The 19,591-nt window shown below is 40.9% G+C and carries 9 protein-coding genes; 3 read left to right on the top strand and 6 right to left on the bottom strand.

What is annotated here, in order from left to right:
- Positions 1-20: 20 nt before the first annotated feature.
- Both ASU03_RS08615 and ASU03_RS08620 read left to right on the top strand, forming a co-directional pair.
- Positions 21-1,832 carry an autotransporter assembly complex protein TamA gene (locus ASU03_RS08615; RefSeq protein WP_057831458.1) on the top strand — a complete coding sequence of 604 codons (1,812 nt, stop codon included), beginning with the start codon at positions 21-23 and terminating at the stop codon, positions 1,830-1,832.
- Positions 1,829-5,773, top strand: a complete 3,945-nt coding sequence (locus ASU03_RS08620; protein ID WP_057831459.1) for a translocation/assembly module TamB domain-containing protein — start codon at positions 1,829-1,831, stop codon at positions 5,771-5,773. Before ASU03_RS08615 ends, ASU03_RS08620 begins: the two co-directional genes overlap by 4 nt.
- A gap of 77 nt (positions 5,774-5,850) precedes the next feature.
- Here the strand turns inward: ASU03_RS08620 and ASU03_RS08625 are convergent, their stop codons facing one another.
- The 4 genes from ASU03_RS08625 to ASU03_RS08640 all read right to left on the bottom strand — a co-directional run bounded on the left by ASU03_RS08625 (position 5,851) and on the right by ASU03_RS08640 (position 10,987).
- Entirely contained in the window at positions 5,851-6,882 is a 1,032-nt protein-coding gene (locus tag ASU03_RS08625; RefSeq protein ID WP_057831460.1) for an aldose epimerase family protein, read from the bottom strand.
- Between the two features lie 265 nt (positions 6,883-7,147).
- A complete protein-coding gene (locus ASU03_RS08630) occupies positions 7,148-8,722 on the bottom strand; it encodes a sodium/sugar symporter (protein WP_057831461.1) in 1,575 nt (524 codons plus the stop codon).
- A 64-nt stretch (positions 8,723-8,786) separates the two neighbouring features.
- The gene (galK, locus tag ASU03_RS08635) at positions 8,787-9,944 is read right to left on the bottom strand and encodes a galactokinase (RefSeq protein ID WP_057831462.1); all 1,158 of its coding nucleotides are present in this window, start codon (positions 9,942-9,944) and stop codon (positions 8,787-8,789) included.
- A complete protein-coding gene (locus ASU03_RS08640) occupies positions 9,944-10,987 on the bottom strand; it encodes a UDP-glucose--hexose-1-phosphate uridylyltransferase (RefSeq protein WP_057831475.1) in 1,044 nt (347 codons plus the stop codon). The genes galK and ASU03_RS08640 overlap by 1 nt, the downstream gene beginning before the upstream one ends.
- A gap of 163 nt (positions 10,988-11,150) precedes the next feature.
- Between ASU03_RS08640 and ASU03_RS08645 the strand changes: the two genes are divergently transcribed.
- Positions 11,151-12,158 (top strand): LacI family DNA-binding transcriptional regulator, encoded by a 1,008-nt coding sequence (locus ASU03_RS08645; RefSeq protein ID WP_057831463.1) that lies wholly within the window; start codon positions 11,151-11,153, stop codon positions 12,156-12,158.
- A 208-nt stretch (positions 12,159-12,366) separates the two neighbouring features.
- Here ASU03_RS08645 and ASU03_RS08650 read toward each other — a convergent pair whose 3' ends face one another.
- On the bottom strand, positions 12,367-13,857 hold the full coding sequence (locus ASU03_RS08650) for a glutamate synthase subunit beta (protein WP_057831464.1): 1,491 nt from the start codon (positions 13,855-13,857) through the stop codon (positions 12,367-12,369).
- 20 nt (positions 13,858-13,877) lie between these two features.
- On the bottom strand, positions 13,878-18,485 hold the full coding sequence (gene gltB / locus ASU03_RS08655; RefSeq protein ID WP_057831465.1) for a glutamate synthase large subunit: 4,608 nt from the start codon (positions 18,483-18,485) through the stop codon (positions 13,878-13,880).
- Positions 18,486-19,591 lie beyond the last annotated feature (1,106 nt).

The raw sequence follows: 19,591 nt of genomic DNA on the forward strand, positions 1-19,591 counted from the left end.
GATTATTGGCTTAGCGTATAGTGTTTTATTTTAGGGCATTAGCCAGCGGCTTTTTTATACTTATCTTAAGTCACTCTGTTTACGCCAGTAATTTAGTGGTCACACTCAATGGTCAACTGCCAAAAATTGTCCTCAATAATATACGGGCTCATTTAGGTAAATTACCTGAGAGTGACTTAGAGCGCTCTGCTTTTATTTATAGCGCCAAAGATAACACCCGCGAAGCACTACAAGCACTAGGCTATTATCAAGCAGAGATTATTAGCCAAGTAATTGACAACAATACTATTGCTGAAAAAACGAGTGCAAAGCCATGGCGGCTTAACCTTAACATAACGCTAAACACTGCTACCTTAATAGATAAAGTAATTATTAGCCTTGATGGTGAAGCGAGTCAAGACCCCGCCTTCCAAGCATTACTTATTAATCATGGGATTAAACCAGGTGAAAACCTTCATCATGGCAAGTATGAAAAGTTAAAAGCAGATTTGCTTGCTTTAGCTTTACAGCGTGGTTATTTCAATGGTGAATTAACTGAAAGTAAAATAGTGATCAAAAATCAATATCATTACGCTGATATTACTTTGCGCTATACTAGTGGCCCTCGTTACCGGTTTGGCGACGTTACCTTTAATGATTTTGATCTAGAGCCTGAATTGTTATCCAATTTAATCCCCTTTCAGAAAAATCAATATTATAGTACCACCGCTTTTCATCAACTACAGCATCAACTGGAAGCTACTCAGTACTTTGGCAGCATCATCGCAGTGCCCGCAGATAAAATTGAGGATAATATTAATCACCAATTTTATCTGCCCATTAATGTTGCTCTAACGCCCGCTAAAAGTCATCAAATCGATTTGGGCATTGGTTATGCCACCGATACAGAATTTCGTCTTTCTGCGGCTTGGCGTACGCCTTTAATTAATAAATATGGACACTTTCAAGAAACTAAGTTTGAATATTCTGAAATAAATCCAACAGGTAAATTCATTTATAGTATTCCTTTAAACCACCTAAGCCGAGATTTACTGCAATTTCAAATTAACATTGAAAATGTGGACTATGCAGAGCAAAAAACAAAATTCTATTCAACTCAAATTGGTCGGCTGGTCAGTAACAATAAATGGCAAAGGCAAATTTATACTCGTTATCATAAAGAGGTCTGGCAATACGAACTTGATGAGCAAGTACCGAATATTGATTGGTCCGAGTTAGATGCAGCAAGTTATCTTATTCCCGGTATTACTTGGTCAAAAACAAAACGCTCAGGCCCGCCATTAGATCCCAGTGAAGGTTTTCGCCAAACCTATAATATAGAAGGGGCGCATTTAAAAGCAGGTTCGGACAATAGTTTCTTTAGAATTCATGGCCGTTGGAATTATATTACCACATTGAAAACTAATCACCGCCTGGTTACCCGCGCCGAATTTGGCGCCATTTATGTTGATAGAGATGCAGAATTAGCGCCATCATTACGTTTTTATGCCGGTGGCGATCAAAGTATTAGGGGCTTTGCCTATCAATCTATTGGTGCAACGATTCCCTCATCATCGGATCCTGAGAAAGGCGAGCCTATCGTTGTCGGCGGTACTCGCCTCTTAGTAGCAAGCATAGAATATCAATATTACCTGAACGATAAATGGCGTATTGCCCTATTTTCTGACGGTGGCAGCGCCGCCAATAAAGGTGAATTTAAACCCGTGTATTCTTTTGGCACAGGTTTACACTATATCTCCCCTGTGGGCGCGGTAAAATTTGATTTCGCCTATGGCATTGATGGTGATGATAGCAACTGGCGTATTCATATCAACTTAGGCGCTGAACTGTGACCTGGCGCAGAATAACCTATAAAATAGCAAAGTGGTTAACGCTATTACTTTGTTTAGTCACTATTTTACTGACCACACCTATAGGCAGCCGCTTAACGATTAGCTTACTGAACAACATTGATGGCATTCATGCTGACTACAAAGCTGGCTCCTTAATCAGAGATATTGAACTCAACTCTTTTCATCTTAACTTAGCCACTTTAGACATTAAGGTTAAGGATTTAGTCGCTGAGATTGATTTTTCTTGTAGTTGGCAAAAAAAATTATGTATTAAAGCACTTAAGTTAGCTAGCTTTTCGCTAACGTATACAAAAAATAATACGTCGGCTAAGCGTGCGAGTAATACGGTAAATGATGACCATTTGTTTGTTATGCCATTTGCTATTGAAGCGCAAACAGTAGAAATTAATAACAGCCATATAGTGATTAACCAAACGGTAATAGATATTGAGCAGTTCACCGCGCAAGTAGATATTAAGGCAAGTCAATTTACTATCTTGCAGCCAAATGCCGACAAATTAACCATAACGTTCGACAAAAATAGCAACAATGAAAACAATAGTTCTAAACAAAATAACGCTGAAAACAGTAATAGCACAAATTCAATATATGCTGTTTTTAGTACACTACCAAAAGTCTATTTACCCATATCGTTAAATATTCAACAATTATTCGTTGATAAGTTACGTATAGTCGATGATCAAACACAGAAAAACATCACACTAAATAGTACCCTTAATAATGATAGTCAATGGCCTTATCAACAAAGCCACCTTAGCGGTACTTGGGTTAAAAGTGACGTTAATATAACGGACTTTAAAACCGCAACTACAGACTTTGCAATACAGCAGTTAACACTAAATACTGAGCTTGTACCGCCTTATAAAATTAATGCTCAGTTGGTTGCCCGATTAGATAAAATACCACATTGGCCAGAAGCGTCTGATTCATTTATTGAGCTATCACTGCAAGGGTCGATTGATGATTTAAGCGTAAATATTGCCAGTAAAGGTAGCGTTGTATTAAACAGCCAAGGGAAAATTAACTTAACCGACCAGCAACTCCCCTTTAAACTACAATTAACGGCCGATACACTCCCCCTGCCCTGGTCTTTAGCGCAATACGGCCAGCCTTCATCACTTTCTTTAGACCTAGCCGGTGATTTAAGCCAGCAAACGGTTAACTTGACCAGCCGACTCAATAGCTATGGTTATAAAAATGCCCAATTAGCATTAACCGTTAAACACCAACAAGGTTTAATTACCCTTGAAAAATTAGCGTTTAACGAGCAGGACTCAAACAGTCAATTAAACTTACACGGGCATATAGACTTTATTAAGTCTAAAGAAATAACGTGGCAATTATTTGCTGACTCCGCTGGCTTTACCTTGCCGGAGATTAGCCTTAAGGCGTTAGTTTTTCCTAAAGAGACTAACATCAATAATAACAGCACTAATATCAGCCAAACCGCCCGTACAGACAAAAACACCGAAGCCCAAACCAGTCTTGTTGAATCAATGGTGCCTGACGTTATCAATGGTCGACTTTTAGGGAAAATTGCCAGCACTGGCACTTGGTCAGAGTCACATTGGTCACTCGCGATTAAAGACACCGATGTCTCTGGCACCCTTAATAATTCGGCAATAATAATTAGAGGTGACATCGCCATAAATCAATCAGGTTATTTCTCTTCAGGAGATTTAGCGCAAGGTGAGTTGTTAATTGCCGTTGATAAAGACCACTTAACCTTACAAACCTTCCGAGATAATAATTGGCATGTTAACGGTCAACTCAGAATTAGTGAGATTAATCGCTGGTATCCCTTTGCTAGCGGCGCTATCAGCAGTGATTTTTCCATAATGGGTAATAAAAAAGAGCCCGTTATTACGCTGAATAGCAAGCTAAAAAATATACATTGGCAGCAGTTTCATAGCCCATCGTTCGAAATTACCGCAAATTATCAGCCATTTAATAATCATAAAAGCCACCTAACATTAAAAAGTGAACGTTTGGACATCACCGCTAACAACGACACCCTAAGCTTCCATGATATAGCCGTTAATTTTTCTGGTGACTTTAATAAACAGCAATTACAGCTTGATTGGCAAGGGGATTTGGCGGGCAAACTAAAATTGTCAGGTCAATGGCATAATGCACTAAACGATTGGCAAGGCATAGTTGAACACAGTGCCTTAACGTATAAAGACATCACTTGGCGCAATAATAACGCTTTTTATTTAGGTTTTAATCTAGCTAAACAGCAGTTATTCATTGAGCAACATTGCTGGCAAGGTACAGCGCTTAAGGTCTGTTTACCTGACAATGCCATTATGGGTGAATCAGGTGATATTACCCTAGGGATAAACATAGATTTATCTTTAATGGATGAATTAATTTTACCCGAGGAGGTACAACTAAAGGGTAAGGTTACCGGTGAGTTAACCGCACAATGGTCACCCACTCAAGCAATTTGGGCAAAAGCTAATTTTACTTTGTCTTCAGGTAATATAAAAGTATATAACGAGTACAGTGAGCAACAAATTAGCCAGTGGCACCAGGGTGAACTTTCGTTTGAGGTAAACGATGGCCAATTTACCAGTCAATTTCAGTTACAAGATATGCAAGCACAAACACTTATTAATATTAACTCAAAGATTACGTTCACTGATGATTTTCCTATTAAGAGTGAAATAGTACTTAATAACTTCAACTTACAGCCCTTACAAGCAGTCATAGCTAATGTGGTTAATTTGCAAGGTAACTTAACGGCTATGCTAACCGTTAACGGAACGATAAAGGCTCCTATTGTCAACGGTAGTATAGCGCTAGATAATGGCGAGTTATTATTGAGTCAAAACCCCAATAAACTGACAGACATTAACGCTGAAATTCAAATTTACAATAATCAGGCCAAAATACTTGGGCAATTTTTTATCAAGGGTAACAAGGCCACGTTAAATGGTGACCTTGCCTGGCAAGAGGGTTTTACTATGGATATAGATCTTACTGCCAAACAGATACCCCTAGTATTTCCGCCACAATTGCTAATGACAATATCACCCGCATTGAATTTTTCTCTGCAAGATAAAGTATTAACCCTTAGTGGCAATGTAGATGTGCTTGATGGGAGCTATAATATTGAAAAACTGCCTCAGGGAAGTATTACCCTAAGTGATGATGTCATTATAGTTGATCAATATGGGCGGGAGGTTTTTAAAAAAAAATCTGGGTTTGATATTAAAACCAATGTCAGCATTAATATCGCCAAAGCGTTTAAAGTATCGGGGCAAGGGTTAAAAAGTCACTTATTTGGCCAATTGCAGCTTAAGCAACAGCAGAAACAACCGTTACAAGTTTTCGGTAATATTCAATCAGCAAAGGGTACCTACCAAGCCTACGGACAACGATTAACGATTGAAAAAGGTGAACTGAGCTTTAACGGTCCGATTGATAACCCCTACTTTAATTTGCGCGCGACTAGGCATATTAAAGCCGAAGATATTGAAGTTGGACTAAAAATAACCGGCTTAGCCGACACTTTAGCTATACAATTATTCTCAATCCCAACGATGGAAACGCCTGAAATACTGTCTTATTTAGCGAGAGGGCGAGGTTTAGATTCTGGTGGCAGTAATAGCACAGCCGCTGCAAGTATGTTGATCGGTTTTGGTGTAACGAATAGTGTCGGCTTATTTGATCGATTAGAGCAGCTACCATTCATTAATAATATTGCCATAGATACTGAAGGTGAAGGCGATACCACACAAGCAATCATAAGTGGTTATATTGGCAACCGTATTTATTTAAAGTATGGTATTGGTGTATATGAGCCTATTAATGAATTGACGGTAAGGCTGTATTTACTTAATCGACTATGGTTAGAAATCGTCAGTGGTATTGAACAATCAAGTGATCTCTATTATTCCTTTGATATTGATTGATGACCATAGATAAGCATTCTCAACTTTGAATTTTCAAAGGTAGCTGACTATATACTCTAGCCCCCATAACAGCTTATCTAATTTATCGACTCAAATTTATAAATAATTTTCCGCTGATATTGTTGATTTGGCATCAATATATTACTGGGAAAATGTTTATTATTGTCCGCATCGGTATAATTTTGCGCTTCTAAACATAAACCTTGGTACGAGGTAAATTTTCCAGTTAAGTAGAAGCCCGTATAAAGCTGTATCGTTGGTTGGTCGGTATAAACAGACAAATTAATTTGGTTTTTTTGTGAAGTAAGAATTGCTTTAGGCTGTTCAAACGGCGTATTATCCAAAATAAAACAGTGATCATAACCGTTTTTTGTTTTAAGGGATTCATCTTCAGTATGCTCTTGTCGATAGCCAATAGCTGCAGGCTCTCTAAAGTTATAATCTGTCTCTGCTACGGATAGGATCTTACCTGTGGGTATATTAGCCGCGTCGGTTTCAAGCAATGCCGATGACATCATTTGTAAATAGAGTGATTGGCAATCATTTTCACCCAAGTTGAAATAAGCATGGTTAGTCAAGTTTATTGGCGTAGCTGAATCAGTACTCGCCGAATATTGAATACTTAGTTTATTGTCAGCACTTAACTGATAAGTAACAGATAACGCTAAGTTTCCAGGAAAACCTTGATCGCCATTAGGGGAAATAATGAATAAAGTCACCGAAGAATGAGTGACTGTTTCTTTATCAATAGACCAAGTGCGTAAAGAAAAATTATCGGGTCCGCCGTGTAAACAGTTTGCACCATCATTTAAGGCTAACTGAACTTGACGACCAGCAAGCTCAAACTTACCACCCGCAATACGATTGCACACCCTGCCACAGGTTGCCCCTAAATAAAATTTATCCGTTAAGTAATCGGTTACCGAGGCATAGCCCAATATCATTTCCGTGGGCTTAGAATTAACTGGAAATTTAATGGATTGAATTCGGGCGCCAAAATTCATGATTTCAACTGACATGCCAAAGTCATTAGTCAGGGTTACTGTTGCCAATTCGGTTTCCAATTGTATTGCCACTTTTGTTATCACTTCTCTTGCCATGGGGTGCATTGAGCTACATCGCCCTTAAGGTTTTTTAACTGCCAACGCCAGATATCCATCATCATTTTCTAGACCTTTATAGCGTTCGCCCAAAAGACAGCAAGATCTCCTGCTCTTCTAGGCGACACTTCAAATTGGATGGCTGAAACACCGCTAAATTCACTGTGACGATTTAACCAAGCTACAGCCGGAACACTGCATTGGGCTAAATCCATCACATGTTAATAACCACGTTCTCAGCTACCATCAGTGGTAGCATAAGAGCTTTTCACGCTTACCACCAAGTAGCGTATAAAGCAGTAAGAATAAGTACCACACCAATTGCGGCAACATTAAATGACTTAGTGGTGGTAAAACTTACTTGTGATAGATCAACACTGTTATCTTCCGTCGGTGCTTTACCTGCCATAGAGACCAAATAGCAAAGTGCTAAACACAGTAAGAAGACTAAACCAACACGGTCCATAAAGGGTAATTCTGGCCAAGTAAACTTAAGTACTAACGAAAACACTGCCGAGCCTAAGGCAGCCGATAACGCGCCCATTGAGGTAGCTCTTTTCCAGAACATACCCAAAACAAATATCACCACGATGCCTGGGGTGAAAAAACCGGTAAATTCTTGGATATACTGGAATGCTTGATCGAACTCACCTAACAATGGCTGAGCGACAATTAAGGCGATACACAAAGAAACTAACGCGGCAATACGGCCGATATGCACATAGTGTCGTTGGCTTTCATTCGGTTTAAATTGGCTATAAATATCCATGGTAAAGATGGTCGAAATACTATTAGTCATCGATGCCAGCGATGACACTATCGCCGCAACTAAAGCGGCAAAGACTAAACCTTTAATGCCAACTGGCAACATTGCCATCATCGATGGATAAGCTTGATCTGGCGTAGTTAATGTTGGATAAAGCACAACCGCGGCAATGCCTGGCAAGACCACAACAAGCGGCATCAGCAATTTAAGGTAGGCTGCAAAAGCGATACCTTTTTGCGCTTCTTTAAGATCTTTAGCGGCCAAGGCGCGCTGAATAATATACTGGTTAAAGCCCCAATAGCTGAAGTTCATCACCCACATGCCGCCAATTAACACTGAGATGCCAGGCAGGCTCATATAATGTTCATTCTCTGGGCTTAAGATCATGTCAAAATGCTCTGGCATTTGTTCGGTAAGAATGCCGAAGCCAACTAATACTCCTTGGCCATCAGCAACCGCATCTAGCGCTAAATAACTCAGTAACAGGCCACCAAAAACTAATAACACCACTTGCAAAATGTCGGTAAAAGCGACCGCTTTTAAACCACCATATAAAGAGTAGGCCACTGAGAAAACGGCTAAAAATATCATGCCAAACATCCAATCGACGCCCGCAACAGTTTCAATGGCCATGCCACCCAGCCATAACACCGCCGTTAAGTTAACAAAGGTATAGACCGCCAGCCAAAAAATTGCCATGGTGGTTTTTACTTTATTATCAAAGCGTTGCTCTAGATATTGCGGCATGGTGAAGATGTTGTTTTTCAGAAAAATAGGCAGCATATACTTACCTACTAAGATCAAAGTAATGGCGGCCATCCATTCGTAGGAAGCAATGGCTAAACCCATGGCATAACCCGAGCCTGACATACCAATAATTTGTTCCGCTGAAATATTTGCGGCAATTAAGGAGGCACCAATTGCCCACCAAGGCAATGATTTACTGGCTAAAAAATAATCTTCTGTATTCGTCCCTTCTTTTTTCTCATTGCGAGAAATCCACAAGGCAAGGCACAACAGCCCTATGACATAGACAATAAAAATTGTGCTATCTATCGTCCCCAATTTGTTTGCAAATTCCATAATTTATTCACCTTTTACTTTTAGTTATAATTTTTATATTTGTGCCTGTTATTCATTCCAACGATTATCTAAATGCACCTTGTGTTGCAATACATAAGTAAATACTTGGTTTTAAACCAAATTCTTGCTCGTATCTGCTGTTCACTACATCCTTTACCTGTTCGACCAAAGCCGTTGGCACTAAGGCAACAACACAACCACCAAAACCACCACCCGTCATGCGAACGCCACCTTTTGATCCTAATACACCATCAATCATGGCAACTAAGCCATCCATTTCCTTGGTAGTGACTTCAAAATCATCACGCAAAGAAATATGAGACGCTTTCATCTCGGCACTAATGGTTGCCATATCATTGGCTTTTAACGCTTTTAAAGTATTTACGGCACGAGTATTTTCACTAATAACATGACGGGCACGCTTGAACAATACCGGCTCAAGTTGTTCTTTGGCTGAATTAAGTTGCTCTATGGTGACCTCCCGTAGGGCAGAAACACCAAAGTACTTGGCAACTTGTTCACATTGCTGACGCCTTAAGTTGTATTCACTGTCTACCAAGCCACGTTTTACCTTGGAATTTACAATAAACAGCGTTAAATCATCTGGAATAGGCGCATCTTCAAAGGATAAATCTTGGCAATCGAGCAGCATGGCATGACCCTGCTGTCCCATGGCCGAAATAAGTTGATCCATAATGCCGCAGTTACAACCAACAAAGTCATTCTCTGCTTGCTGGCCAATAAGCGCGGCATTAACACCCGTTAAATCTAATTGATAAAGCTGGCTAAAGGCTTTTAAGATAGCAATTTCAAAACTGGCCGATGAGCTTAAACCGGCACCTTGCGGCACATTTCCGGTAACCACTAAGTTCGCTCCGTTAATGTCAGGATACGTTTTCATTAGGGCTTGTAAGGTGCCTCTAACATAATTACTCCACATCATCTGCTGATCAAACACTATCTCAGTCAAGCTAAATTCGTTAGTTTGCTGGTGACAATCATGGGCATAAACTTTAATAACCTTATCTTCGCGAGCTGATGCAGCAATGGTAGTACCGTAATTAATAGCGGCGGGCAGAACAAAGCCATTATTGTAATCGGTATGGTCGCCAATTAAATTGACTCGGCCAGGTGCATGGCAAACTAGCTCAGCTGAAGATTGAAATTGCTGTTGAAATAATTGTCGGGCAAGTTCATCTAGTTCAATATTAACTTGAGTCATTAGTTTGCCTCCTTATAATGAATATTCGGTAAACCACGCAGTCTTTGCGCTGCTTGCTCTGCGGTAATATCTCGTTGCGCTTCCGCCATCATTTCATAACCGACCATAAATTTCCGCACCGTGGCCGACCTTAATAACGGCGGGAAGAAACTGGCATGCAAAGTCCATTCATCATGTTGCTGGCCATCAAAAGGTGCACCGTGCCACCCCATAGAATAAGGGAAAGAACAATTGAATAAATTGTCATATTTAATGGTGATTTTTTTAAGAATATCAGCGAGGGATAACTTTTGCGCTACATTCAGCTCAGTTATACGTGACACGGCAAAGCGTGGTAGTAACAAAGTTTCAAACGGCCATGCTGCCCAATAAGGTACCACAACTAGCCAATCATCATTTATCACCACAATGCGTTCTTTATTTTCGATTTCTCTAACAACATAGTCGCGCAATAAATTACTGCCATATTGCTCATAGTAAGCCTGCTGCGCATTGTGCTTTTTCATCACTAAGGTCGGCAGTTGCTGTTGCGCCCAAATTTGGCCATGGGGATGGGGATTAGAGCAGCCCATAACACTGCCTTTATTTTCAAAAATCTGCACGCTGCTATAGCTTTCCCCTAATTCTTGACATTGACTTTGCCACGTATCAACAATACAAGAAATGTCCTCTATTGATAACTCCGGCAAGGTTTTACTGTGATCCGGTGAAAAGCAAATAACACGACTCTCACCCCGTTCTGTCGCCATTTTAAAAAGTGGGTCATTACTGCTCACGATTGGAGTGTCTTTTTTTATCGCGGCAAAATCATTAGTAAAAACAAAGGTATTTTTATAGTCATCATTGACCTTACCATTTATACGGGTATTACCTGCACATAAAAAGCAGTCTTTGTCATAGGCAGGCTTTTGCTGTTCATCAAGCTTTTCTACTTGCCCTTGCCAAGGTCGCTTTGCTCGGTGAGGAGAAACCAACACCCATTCATCAATAAGTGGGTTATATCTTCTGTGCGGGTGTTCCGTTGGGTCAAATTCTACAGTCATAATATTTTCAAAAGTGAATAAGTGAAAACTTGAACCCAAGGGTAAACGTTTACCTTTTTATCTGCAAGAGATCATTTCAGTAAGGATATTCTGCTGAAATAGTATTAATTAGTGTATATTCATTCGGTATTTAACTAAATCCAATAATGTAAACATTTACTCTATGGCAACAATAAAAGACGTAGCTCGCATCGCGGGTGTTTCAGTGGCATCCGTTTCACGCGTATTAAACAAGGGTCCAAAAGTCAGTAAAAAGACTATTGAAAAGGTATTAAAGGTGATGCAGGAATTAAACTACAGCCCTAATGCCAATGCGCGCGCTTTAGTTACGCAAAAAAGTACCACGATAGGTGTGGTCATTCCTGATCTAATCGACCCATTTTTTGCCTCATTAGCAAATGGTGTTGAGCAAGTAGCCCGCAAAAACAACATGCAATTATTATTAAGTACCGGACTAGTAAGTGCCGAAACAGAAATGCAGGCCATCAATGTATTAATTGAAAGGCGCTGTGATGTCATGGTGGTGCATAGCAAAAAATTATCAGATGCAGCTTTAATTGATTTGGCCACTAAAGTACCCGGCTTAGTACTGATTGACCGCTATATTGAAGCAATAGCACAGCGCTGTGTTTGGTTAGATAATCTTGAGGGTGGTAGAATCGCCGCACGTCACTTATTAGCCTTAAATCATCGAAGCTTTGCCTGTATAACGAGTAAACATCAAATAGACGACCCACTACTGCGCCTACAAGGCTTCCAAACCGAATTACAATCGGTTGGCGCTGATATTGAGCGAAATCTTATTGAATATGGCGAGCCGACCCTGCAAGGCGGGGAAATGGCCACGCAAAAATTACTGGCTTCAGGCAAACGCTTTTCTGCGTTATTTGTTTATAACGATGCTATGGCAATTGGGGCAATTTCGACCCTAGAAGATAATGGTTTTAAAGTGCCAGCAGATATTTCAGTCCTCGGTTTTGATGATGTGTTACTGTCAAGATATTCAAGACCAAAATTGAGCACGCTAAATTACCCTATTGAAGAAATGGCCATGCAAGCCGCTAATATCGGGCTTGAGATAACAGCAAAGCGCTCTACAAACACTAGTGACGCAAGCTGCAAGCATATCCCTAGACTTGTTAAGCGAGAGTCAACCAGTTTTAAACAATAGCGGTGAATCCAGATTTTAACGCTACGCTAGGGGGGCTGCGCTACAACCCTTTGCTTTTTTTTACGCCTGAATACAAAAAACCGCAACTCGTTAAAGTTTCGGTTTCTTAGAATGTGGCGGGAGTTGGCAATTTTTATCAATGAAGCCCGCCATTAGCAACATGGAGAGGCTTATTGTTTAAATATAGAGTGGGTTAGAAACAAATTCATTATGGCAAGTAACTACTTCCCATTAGATAACAATCGACTTCACGCGCACAACGACGACCTTCATCAATTGCCCAAACAATCAAACTTTGACCACGACGACCATCACCCGCTGCGAACACACCTTCTTTACTGGTAGTAAACTTATCGTATTCTGCGGCTATGTTAGAGCGATTGTCTTGCTCAAGACCAAACTGCTCAATTAAACCACCTTCAGGCCCGATAAAGCCCATAGCGATAAGGACGATATCAGCAGCAAGTACTTTTTCACTACCGGCAACTTCTTGTGGCATCATTTGACCTTTGTCATTACGCTGCCAAGTAATATCAACGGTATGAACCGCTTTGACATTACCTTGTCCGTCACTTTCAATTTTCTTAGTCATCACTAAATATTGACGTGGATCTTGGCCTTGAATGGCAATCGCTTCCTTTTGACCGTAATCAACCAACAAACGTTTTGGCCATTGTGGCCAAGGGTTATTTTTATCTTCACGTTTCTCTGGCGGACGCGGCATGATTTCTAGTTGCACCGTATTTTTACACTGATGACGTAATGAAGTACCAATACAATCGGTACCGGTATCACCACCGCCGATGACCACAACATTTTTTCCTTGCGCATTAATGAACTTACCATCTTTATGCTGGCTATCAAGTAAGCTTTTGGTATTTGCACTAAGGAAGTCCATGGCAAAATGAACGCCATTCAGTTCACGGCCTTCAACAAGTAAGTCGCGTGGCACCGTGGCGCCAATACATAACACTATCGCATCAAAATCTGTTTCAAGCTGTTCAGCACTAATGTCTTTACCCACTTCGGTATTGGTGACAAAAACAATGCCCTCTTCCGCTAATATATCAACGCGGCGTTGCACCAGTTCTTTTTGTAATTTCATGTTGGGAATACCGTACATCAACAAACCACCGATACGATCGGCGCGTTCATAGACAGTAACCATATGACCGGCTTTATTGAGCTGTGCAGCAGTAGCAAGCCCTGCCGGACCCGAACCAATTACCGCGACGTTTTTACCGGTACGAGCAGATGGAACTTGAGCCACCACCCAACCTTCGTCAAAGGCATGATCAATAATTTCTTTTTCATGAAGCTTAATGGCTACCGGATCTGCATTGATACCTAGCACACAAGCGCCTTCACAAGGTGCTGGACATACACGGCCAGTAAATTCCGGGAAGTTATTGGTTTTATGCAGTAACTCTACTGCGTCTTGCCAACGTCCTCGGTAAATCAAGTCATTCCACTCAGGAATAACATTGTTCACCGGACAACCGGCAACGACCGGAGCAAACTCTGATTTCGCCGATTGACAAAAGGGTACACCACAATCCATACATCGAGAAGCTTGTTGCTCGACCTCTGCTTTTGGCATGTCTTCATATACTTCAAGCCAGTCAATTAAGCGCTCACCTGCATGGCGTTCAGTTGGCAAGGCACGACCTAGGTTGATAAATCCTGTTGGATTTCCCATAATATATTCTCCTTGTCAGCTTAAGCTTTAGCGCTAGCTATGTTGTTTAAATGGATATCGAAAGCTTCAACGGCAATGTCATATTCTGAGTCAAATTTTCCGCTATTGCGCACGTCAGTCATGTAACCTTGCATGCGTTTGTAATCAACTGGCATGACTTTGACGAAGCGCTTAACGCTGTTGTCCCAATCATTGAGTAAATCACTAGCGACAGCTGAGCCAGTAGCATTTAAATGCTGGGTAATTAATGCTTTTAGTTCAAGACTTTCAGCATCGGTATCCACTGTTTCCAGTGACACCATTTCCATATTGCATTTAGGGGCGAAGTCATTCTTGTTATCAAGTACATAAGCGACACCACCAGACATACCCGCCGCAAAGTTACGACCCGTAGCGCCTAAGATAACCGTTATACCACCGGTCATGTATTCACAACCGTGATCACCAATGCCTTCAACAACCGCTGTAGCACCTGAGTTACGAACACAGAAACGCTCGCCGGCAACACCACCGATAAAGGCGCTGCCTGACGTTGCGCCAAATAAGGCAACATTGCCAATGATAATATTTTCACTGGCGACGAACTTAGCTTGTTTACTTGGGTATACCACCAGGTTTGCGCCTGAAAGCCCTTTACCAAAGTAATCATTGGCATCTCCTTCAAGTTCAAAGCGCAGGCCTTTGGCGGAGAAACAACCAAAACTTTGACCAGCGGAGCCGTTAAACTTAACCCTGATAGTATTTTCTGGTAAGCCTTCGGCTTGGTACTTCTTCGAGATTTCATTGGAAATCATCGCACCTATGGTTCTATCGGTATTGCTAACATCGTATGCAAGGGCAACACTTTGCTGAGTATCTAGCGCCACTTGCGCATCTTTTATCATCTTACGGTCGATGATATCGTCAATAAGGTGTTTCTGATCAATTGACTTATAAAGCGTCTCGTTCTCACCGCACTCTTCTTTGTAAAGTAGCGGCGTTAAATCAACACCCTTATATTTCCAATGCTCAACGTCAGTACGTTGTTTAAGACATTGAGTCTGACCAACCATCTCTTCGATGCTTTTAAAACCTAGCTCAGCCATGATTTCACGTAAACCTTCAGCCATCATGGTAAAGAAGTTAACTAAAATATCAGCACGACCGGTAAAGCGTTCGCGTAAACCTTTATCTTGTGTAGCAATGCCAACAGGGCAAGTATTTAAATGACACTTACGCATCATGATACAACCTTCAACCACTAATGCCGTGGTTGCCATGCCATATTCTTCCGCGCCAAGTAAGGTGGCAATAGCTAGATCGCGTGGTGTTTTAAGTTGTCCATCCGTTTGTACAGTTATACGGCTACGCAGTTTATTACGGACCAAGGTTTGATGAGTTTCAGCTAGACCAAGTTCCCACGGTAAACCCGTGTGTTTAATTGAGCTAAGTGGTGAAGCACCTGTGCCACCATCATGTCCAGCAATCAGTACCACATCAGCATAAGCTTTACAGACACCCGAGGCGATAGTACCAACACCGGCTTCTGAGACTAACTTAACGTTAATACGGGCATCGCGGTTGGCGTTTTTAAGATCAAAAATAAGCTGAGACAAATCTTCAATAGAATAAATATCATGATGTGGAGGCGGTGAAATCAAACCTACACCTGGTGTAGAACCACGCGTTTTACCAATCCAAGCATCCACTTTATCGCCTGGTAACTGACCACCCTCACCCGGTTTTGCCCCCTGTGCCATCTTAATTTGTAGCTCGTCCGCATTGGCCAAGTAATGACTGGTTACTCCAAAACGACCAGAAGCGACTTGTTTAATGCGCGAATTCATAGAATCGCCATTTTCTAGCGGGGTAAAACGAATAGGATCTTCACCACCCTCACCACTATTGCTCTTACCGCCAATACGGTTCATGGCAATTGCTAACGTGGTATGTGCTTCCCACGAGATTGAACCAAATGACATGGCACCGGAAGCAAAACGTTTGAAAATATTTTCAATCGGTTCAACGTCACTTAATGGAATAGCAGGACGATCGCTACTGAATTCCAGTAAACCACGTAGAGTAAAGGCCTCTTTACTTTGATCATCCACTGTTTTTGTGTACTGCTTAAATTGCTCAGTATCGTTACTTGCCGTTGAATGCTGCAGTAAACGAATAACCGTTGGACTAAATAGATGACGTTCGCCATCATGACGCCATGAGTACTCGCCACCTGTTGGTAATAAGTTTTCAATGGCAATACGGCTAGCTTCAGGGAAACCTTCACGATGACGTAAAAGTGCTTCTTGAGCAATTTGGTCTAAACTTAAACCTTCAATTCTACTGACAGTACCGGTAAAGTACTGCTCAACAACGTCTGAGTTAATACCCAAAGCTTCAAAAATTTGCGCACCTAAATAAGACTGTAAGGTACAAATACCCATCTTAGAGAAGATTTTCAATAAACCACTGCCTACCGCTGCGGTGTATTTCTCCGTGAGTTGCTCATTTGATAATTCGCTATTAAGTATCCCTTCATCACGCAAACCATAGATACTTTCTAGTGCTAAGTATGGATTTACCGCGGCTGCACCATAACCAATGACGGTAGCAAAATGGTGAGTTTCACGAATATCAGCAGATTCCAGAATAATATCCGCGTAAGAGCGTAATTTTTCACGAATTAAATAATGATGCACCGCTGCGGTTGCTAATACCGACGGAATAGCAACATGGTCGCTGTCAACTGCACGATCACTTAATATTAATATTGCATAACCATCTTCAACCGCATTTTTGGCGTACAAACAAACACGATCTAGTGCCTTTTTAAGTGCGCCCGCTTCACCATTGGCTTTAAACGTGATGCTAATGGTTTTTGCTTGTAAGTGGTCGTTATCAATATGCTGTAATTTACGTAATTGCTCGTTGGTTAATACCGGTTGTTCAATTTCAACCTTATGACAATGCGCGGCTGTTTCCTCGAGCAAGTTAAGTGACTTACCAATGTAACCACGTAATGACATCACCAACTCTTCACGAATCGGATCTATTGGTGGGTTAGTCACCTGAGCAAACAACTGCTTAAAATAATGTGATAGATGTTGTGGACGATCTGAAAGCACGGCTAATGGCGTATCTGTACCCATAGCACCCAATGGCTCTTTCGACGTACTAACCATGCCAGCAAGCACTAAGTTAAGATCTTCGCTAGTGTAACCAAAGGCTTTTTGAATTTTTCTAAGTTCCGCCACTGGCGGTTGGGCAATAGAAGCCGTTGATACCGGTAATTGGTTTAACTCAATTTTGTTTTCTGCTAACCACTGACCATAAGGCTGGGCCGAACTAACGGTCTCTTTTACTTCGTCATCACTGATAATGCGACCTTGCTTTAAATCAGCAATGAAAATTTTACCCGGTTGAAGACGACCTTTCTCAACAACCGTTGACTGATCAACACATAGGGCACCTGTTTCAGAGCCCATAATCAAGGTACCATCTTCGGTTAACAAATAACGAGAAGGACGTAAACCGTTACGATCAAGGGTCGCACCAATAATATTACCATCGGTAAATGAGAGTGATGCAGGACCATCCCACGGTTCCATAATACAAGCGTAATACTCATAGAATGCCCGTTTACTTGGATCCATATTATCTTGAGTCTGCCAAGCTTCAGGCACCATCATCATCATGACTTGGGCTAGCGAACGTCCGCTTAACACCAATAACTCAATGGCCATATCAAGATTAGCAGAATCAGAGTTGTCGTTATTACAAACAGGATTCAACATTTTCAATTCAGCATCAGTAAAATTCACTGAACTGAACAATGCTTCACGGGCATTCATCCAGTTAATATTCCCGCGAACTGTGTTAATTTCACCGTTGTGGGCGATATAACGAAATGGTTGCGCGCGTCGCCAAGCGGGAAAAGTATTGGTTGAAAAACGAGAATGGAACATCGCCAACCCAGAGATGGTACGCTCGTCTTGAAGATCAAGATAATATTGACGAACTTGCGCAGTAGTAAATTGACCTTTATAGACAATTTTGGTTGATGACATCGAAGTGACATAAAACTCGTCACGTTCTTTGGCAATGCTGGCATTTATTTTATGCGAGGTGTATTTACGCAAAACAAACAACTTGCGTTCAAATTCTTGGGCCGTTAATGCTGCTGGTTTAGCAATAAATACCTGTTCAATATTCGGTTCGGTTGCAAGTGAAGCCGCACCTAACATAGAATTATCACCTGGCACATTACGGTAACCGATTAAGGTTAAGCCCAATTCAGTCATGTTTTGGTTTAAAATATCTCGACACGCTTCGCGTTGTTCTTGCTCGCGGGGAAAGAAAATCATGCCAACGCCGTAGTTTCCGGCATCGGGTAAGCTAAAACCTAATTTTGCAGTTTCTTGACTAAAAAAATCGTGGGGAATTTGAATAAGAATACCGGCACCGTCACCACTTTTGACGTCGAAACCAGTACCACCACGATGTTCCATACAACTCAGCATGGTGAGTGCATTCTCAATAATATCGTGAGATTTTTTACCCTTAAGGTTGGCGACAAAACCAATGCCACAGCTGTCATGTTCAAACTCGGCGCGATAAAGGCCTTGGTTTTTTTTGCTCATATCATTCATTGCTTATTCCTATTCATCTAACTATTTCTATTAGCTGTTTTTCTGGCTCATAAAGCTGCTTGCTAATTAAGACCGATATTTTAAATACTCAAAATGTGCGCTATTGATCCTTCAGAATAATATTTAGAATTTCTTGAGCATTGCACGCCAGACTTCTACTGAGTCTTTATGAGACGAACTGCCATTAATGAAAATTATTATGTAAAGCGGTCGGAAAATTACCCGTAAAAGGGGACTGAGTCAATCTTTTTATGAATATATATTCATACCACTTGAATATATAGAGCGAAAAATTATTCTTAAAATATTAATATTCACCCTAAAAAATACATTACCCACACTTTTAACGCTATTTTAAGTACATAACACTACATAATAATAATTACATTTTCATACGGAATATTCATTATTCCGTATAAATATATCACCAAGTAACAGCTCGCAATTTATTTATGCTAGTTGTGCAACTTTTTATACCCTGTACCCGGAAGTAATATTTTAAAATTGTGAGTGTTTATCTAGGTTAACTGTACAGCAGTTAATTGACCTAAATAAATCAATAGCTAACTTCAAAACCTTCAACTTAGCAGACGTTGACAAAATCGTTTTTGACTCATTTCATGATCACGAAAAGCAAATTACGCTCCCCATCATCTACATCCCCTCTAAAGCTCAAAGCGTTCCTTACAATCATCTACAGTAATACCCATGATTTTCTTTTAAGCTGTAAAACTCTACAGTTTCATTAAACCATTACAGAGCTTGGAACGCCCAATTACTGGAGAAAATTCAATAAGGGGGAGAGGAATTATATAGACCCCCACATCAATACTTCAAACTCAAATTTTTAACGGTATGAGATCGCGACGAAATTTTAAATTGGCGCATGAATTGTCTATCAAACCTATCGACCATCTTGGGGGACAACGGAAAAATGCCGTGGCAGTCCTCCATTGACTGGGCCAGTCAGTTGGATTTGGCAGGACACGACTACTAACTACCAACGGCGCTTAATCTAGATGGAACTAGTTGTGCTGGTCTTGCCTGCACGTAATCTAAACTTGGAAACATTTATTTTGTAGAGCAGGCCAACTTGGCCGGGTCAA

This window comes from Colwellia sp. TT2012, from assembly GCF_001440345.1.
In the GTDB taxonomy this organism is placed as follows: Bacteria; Pseudomonadota; Gammaproteobacteria; order Enterobacterales; family Alteromonadaceae; genus Colwellia.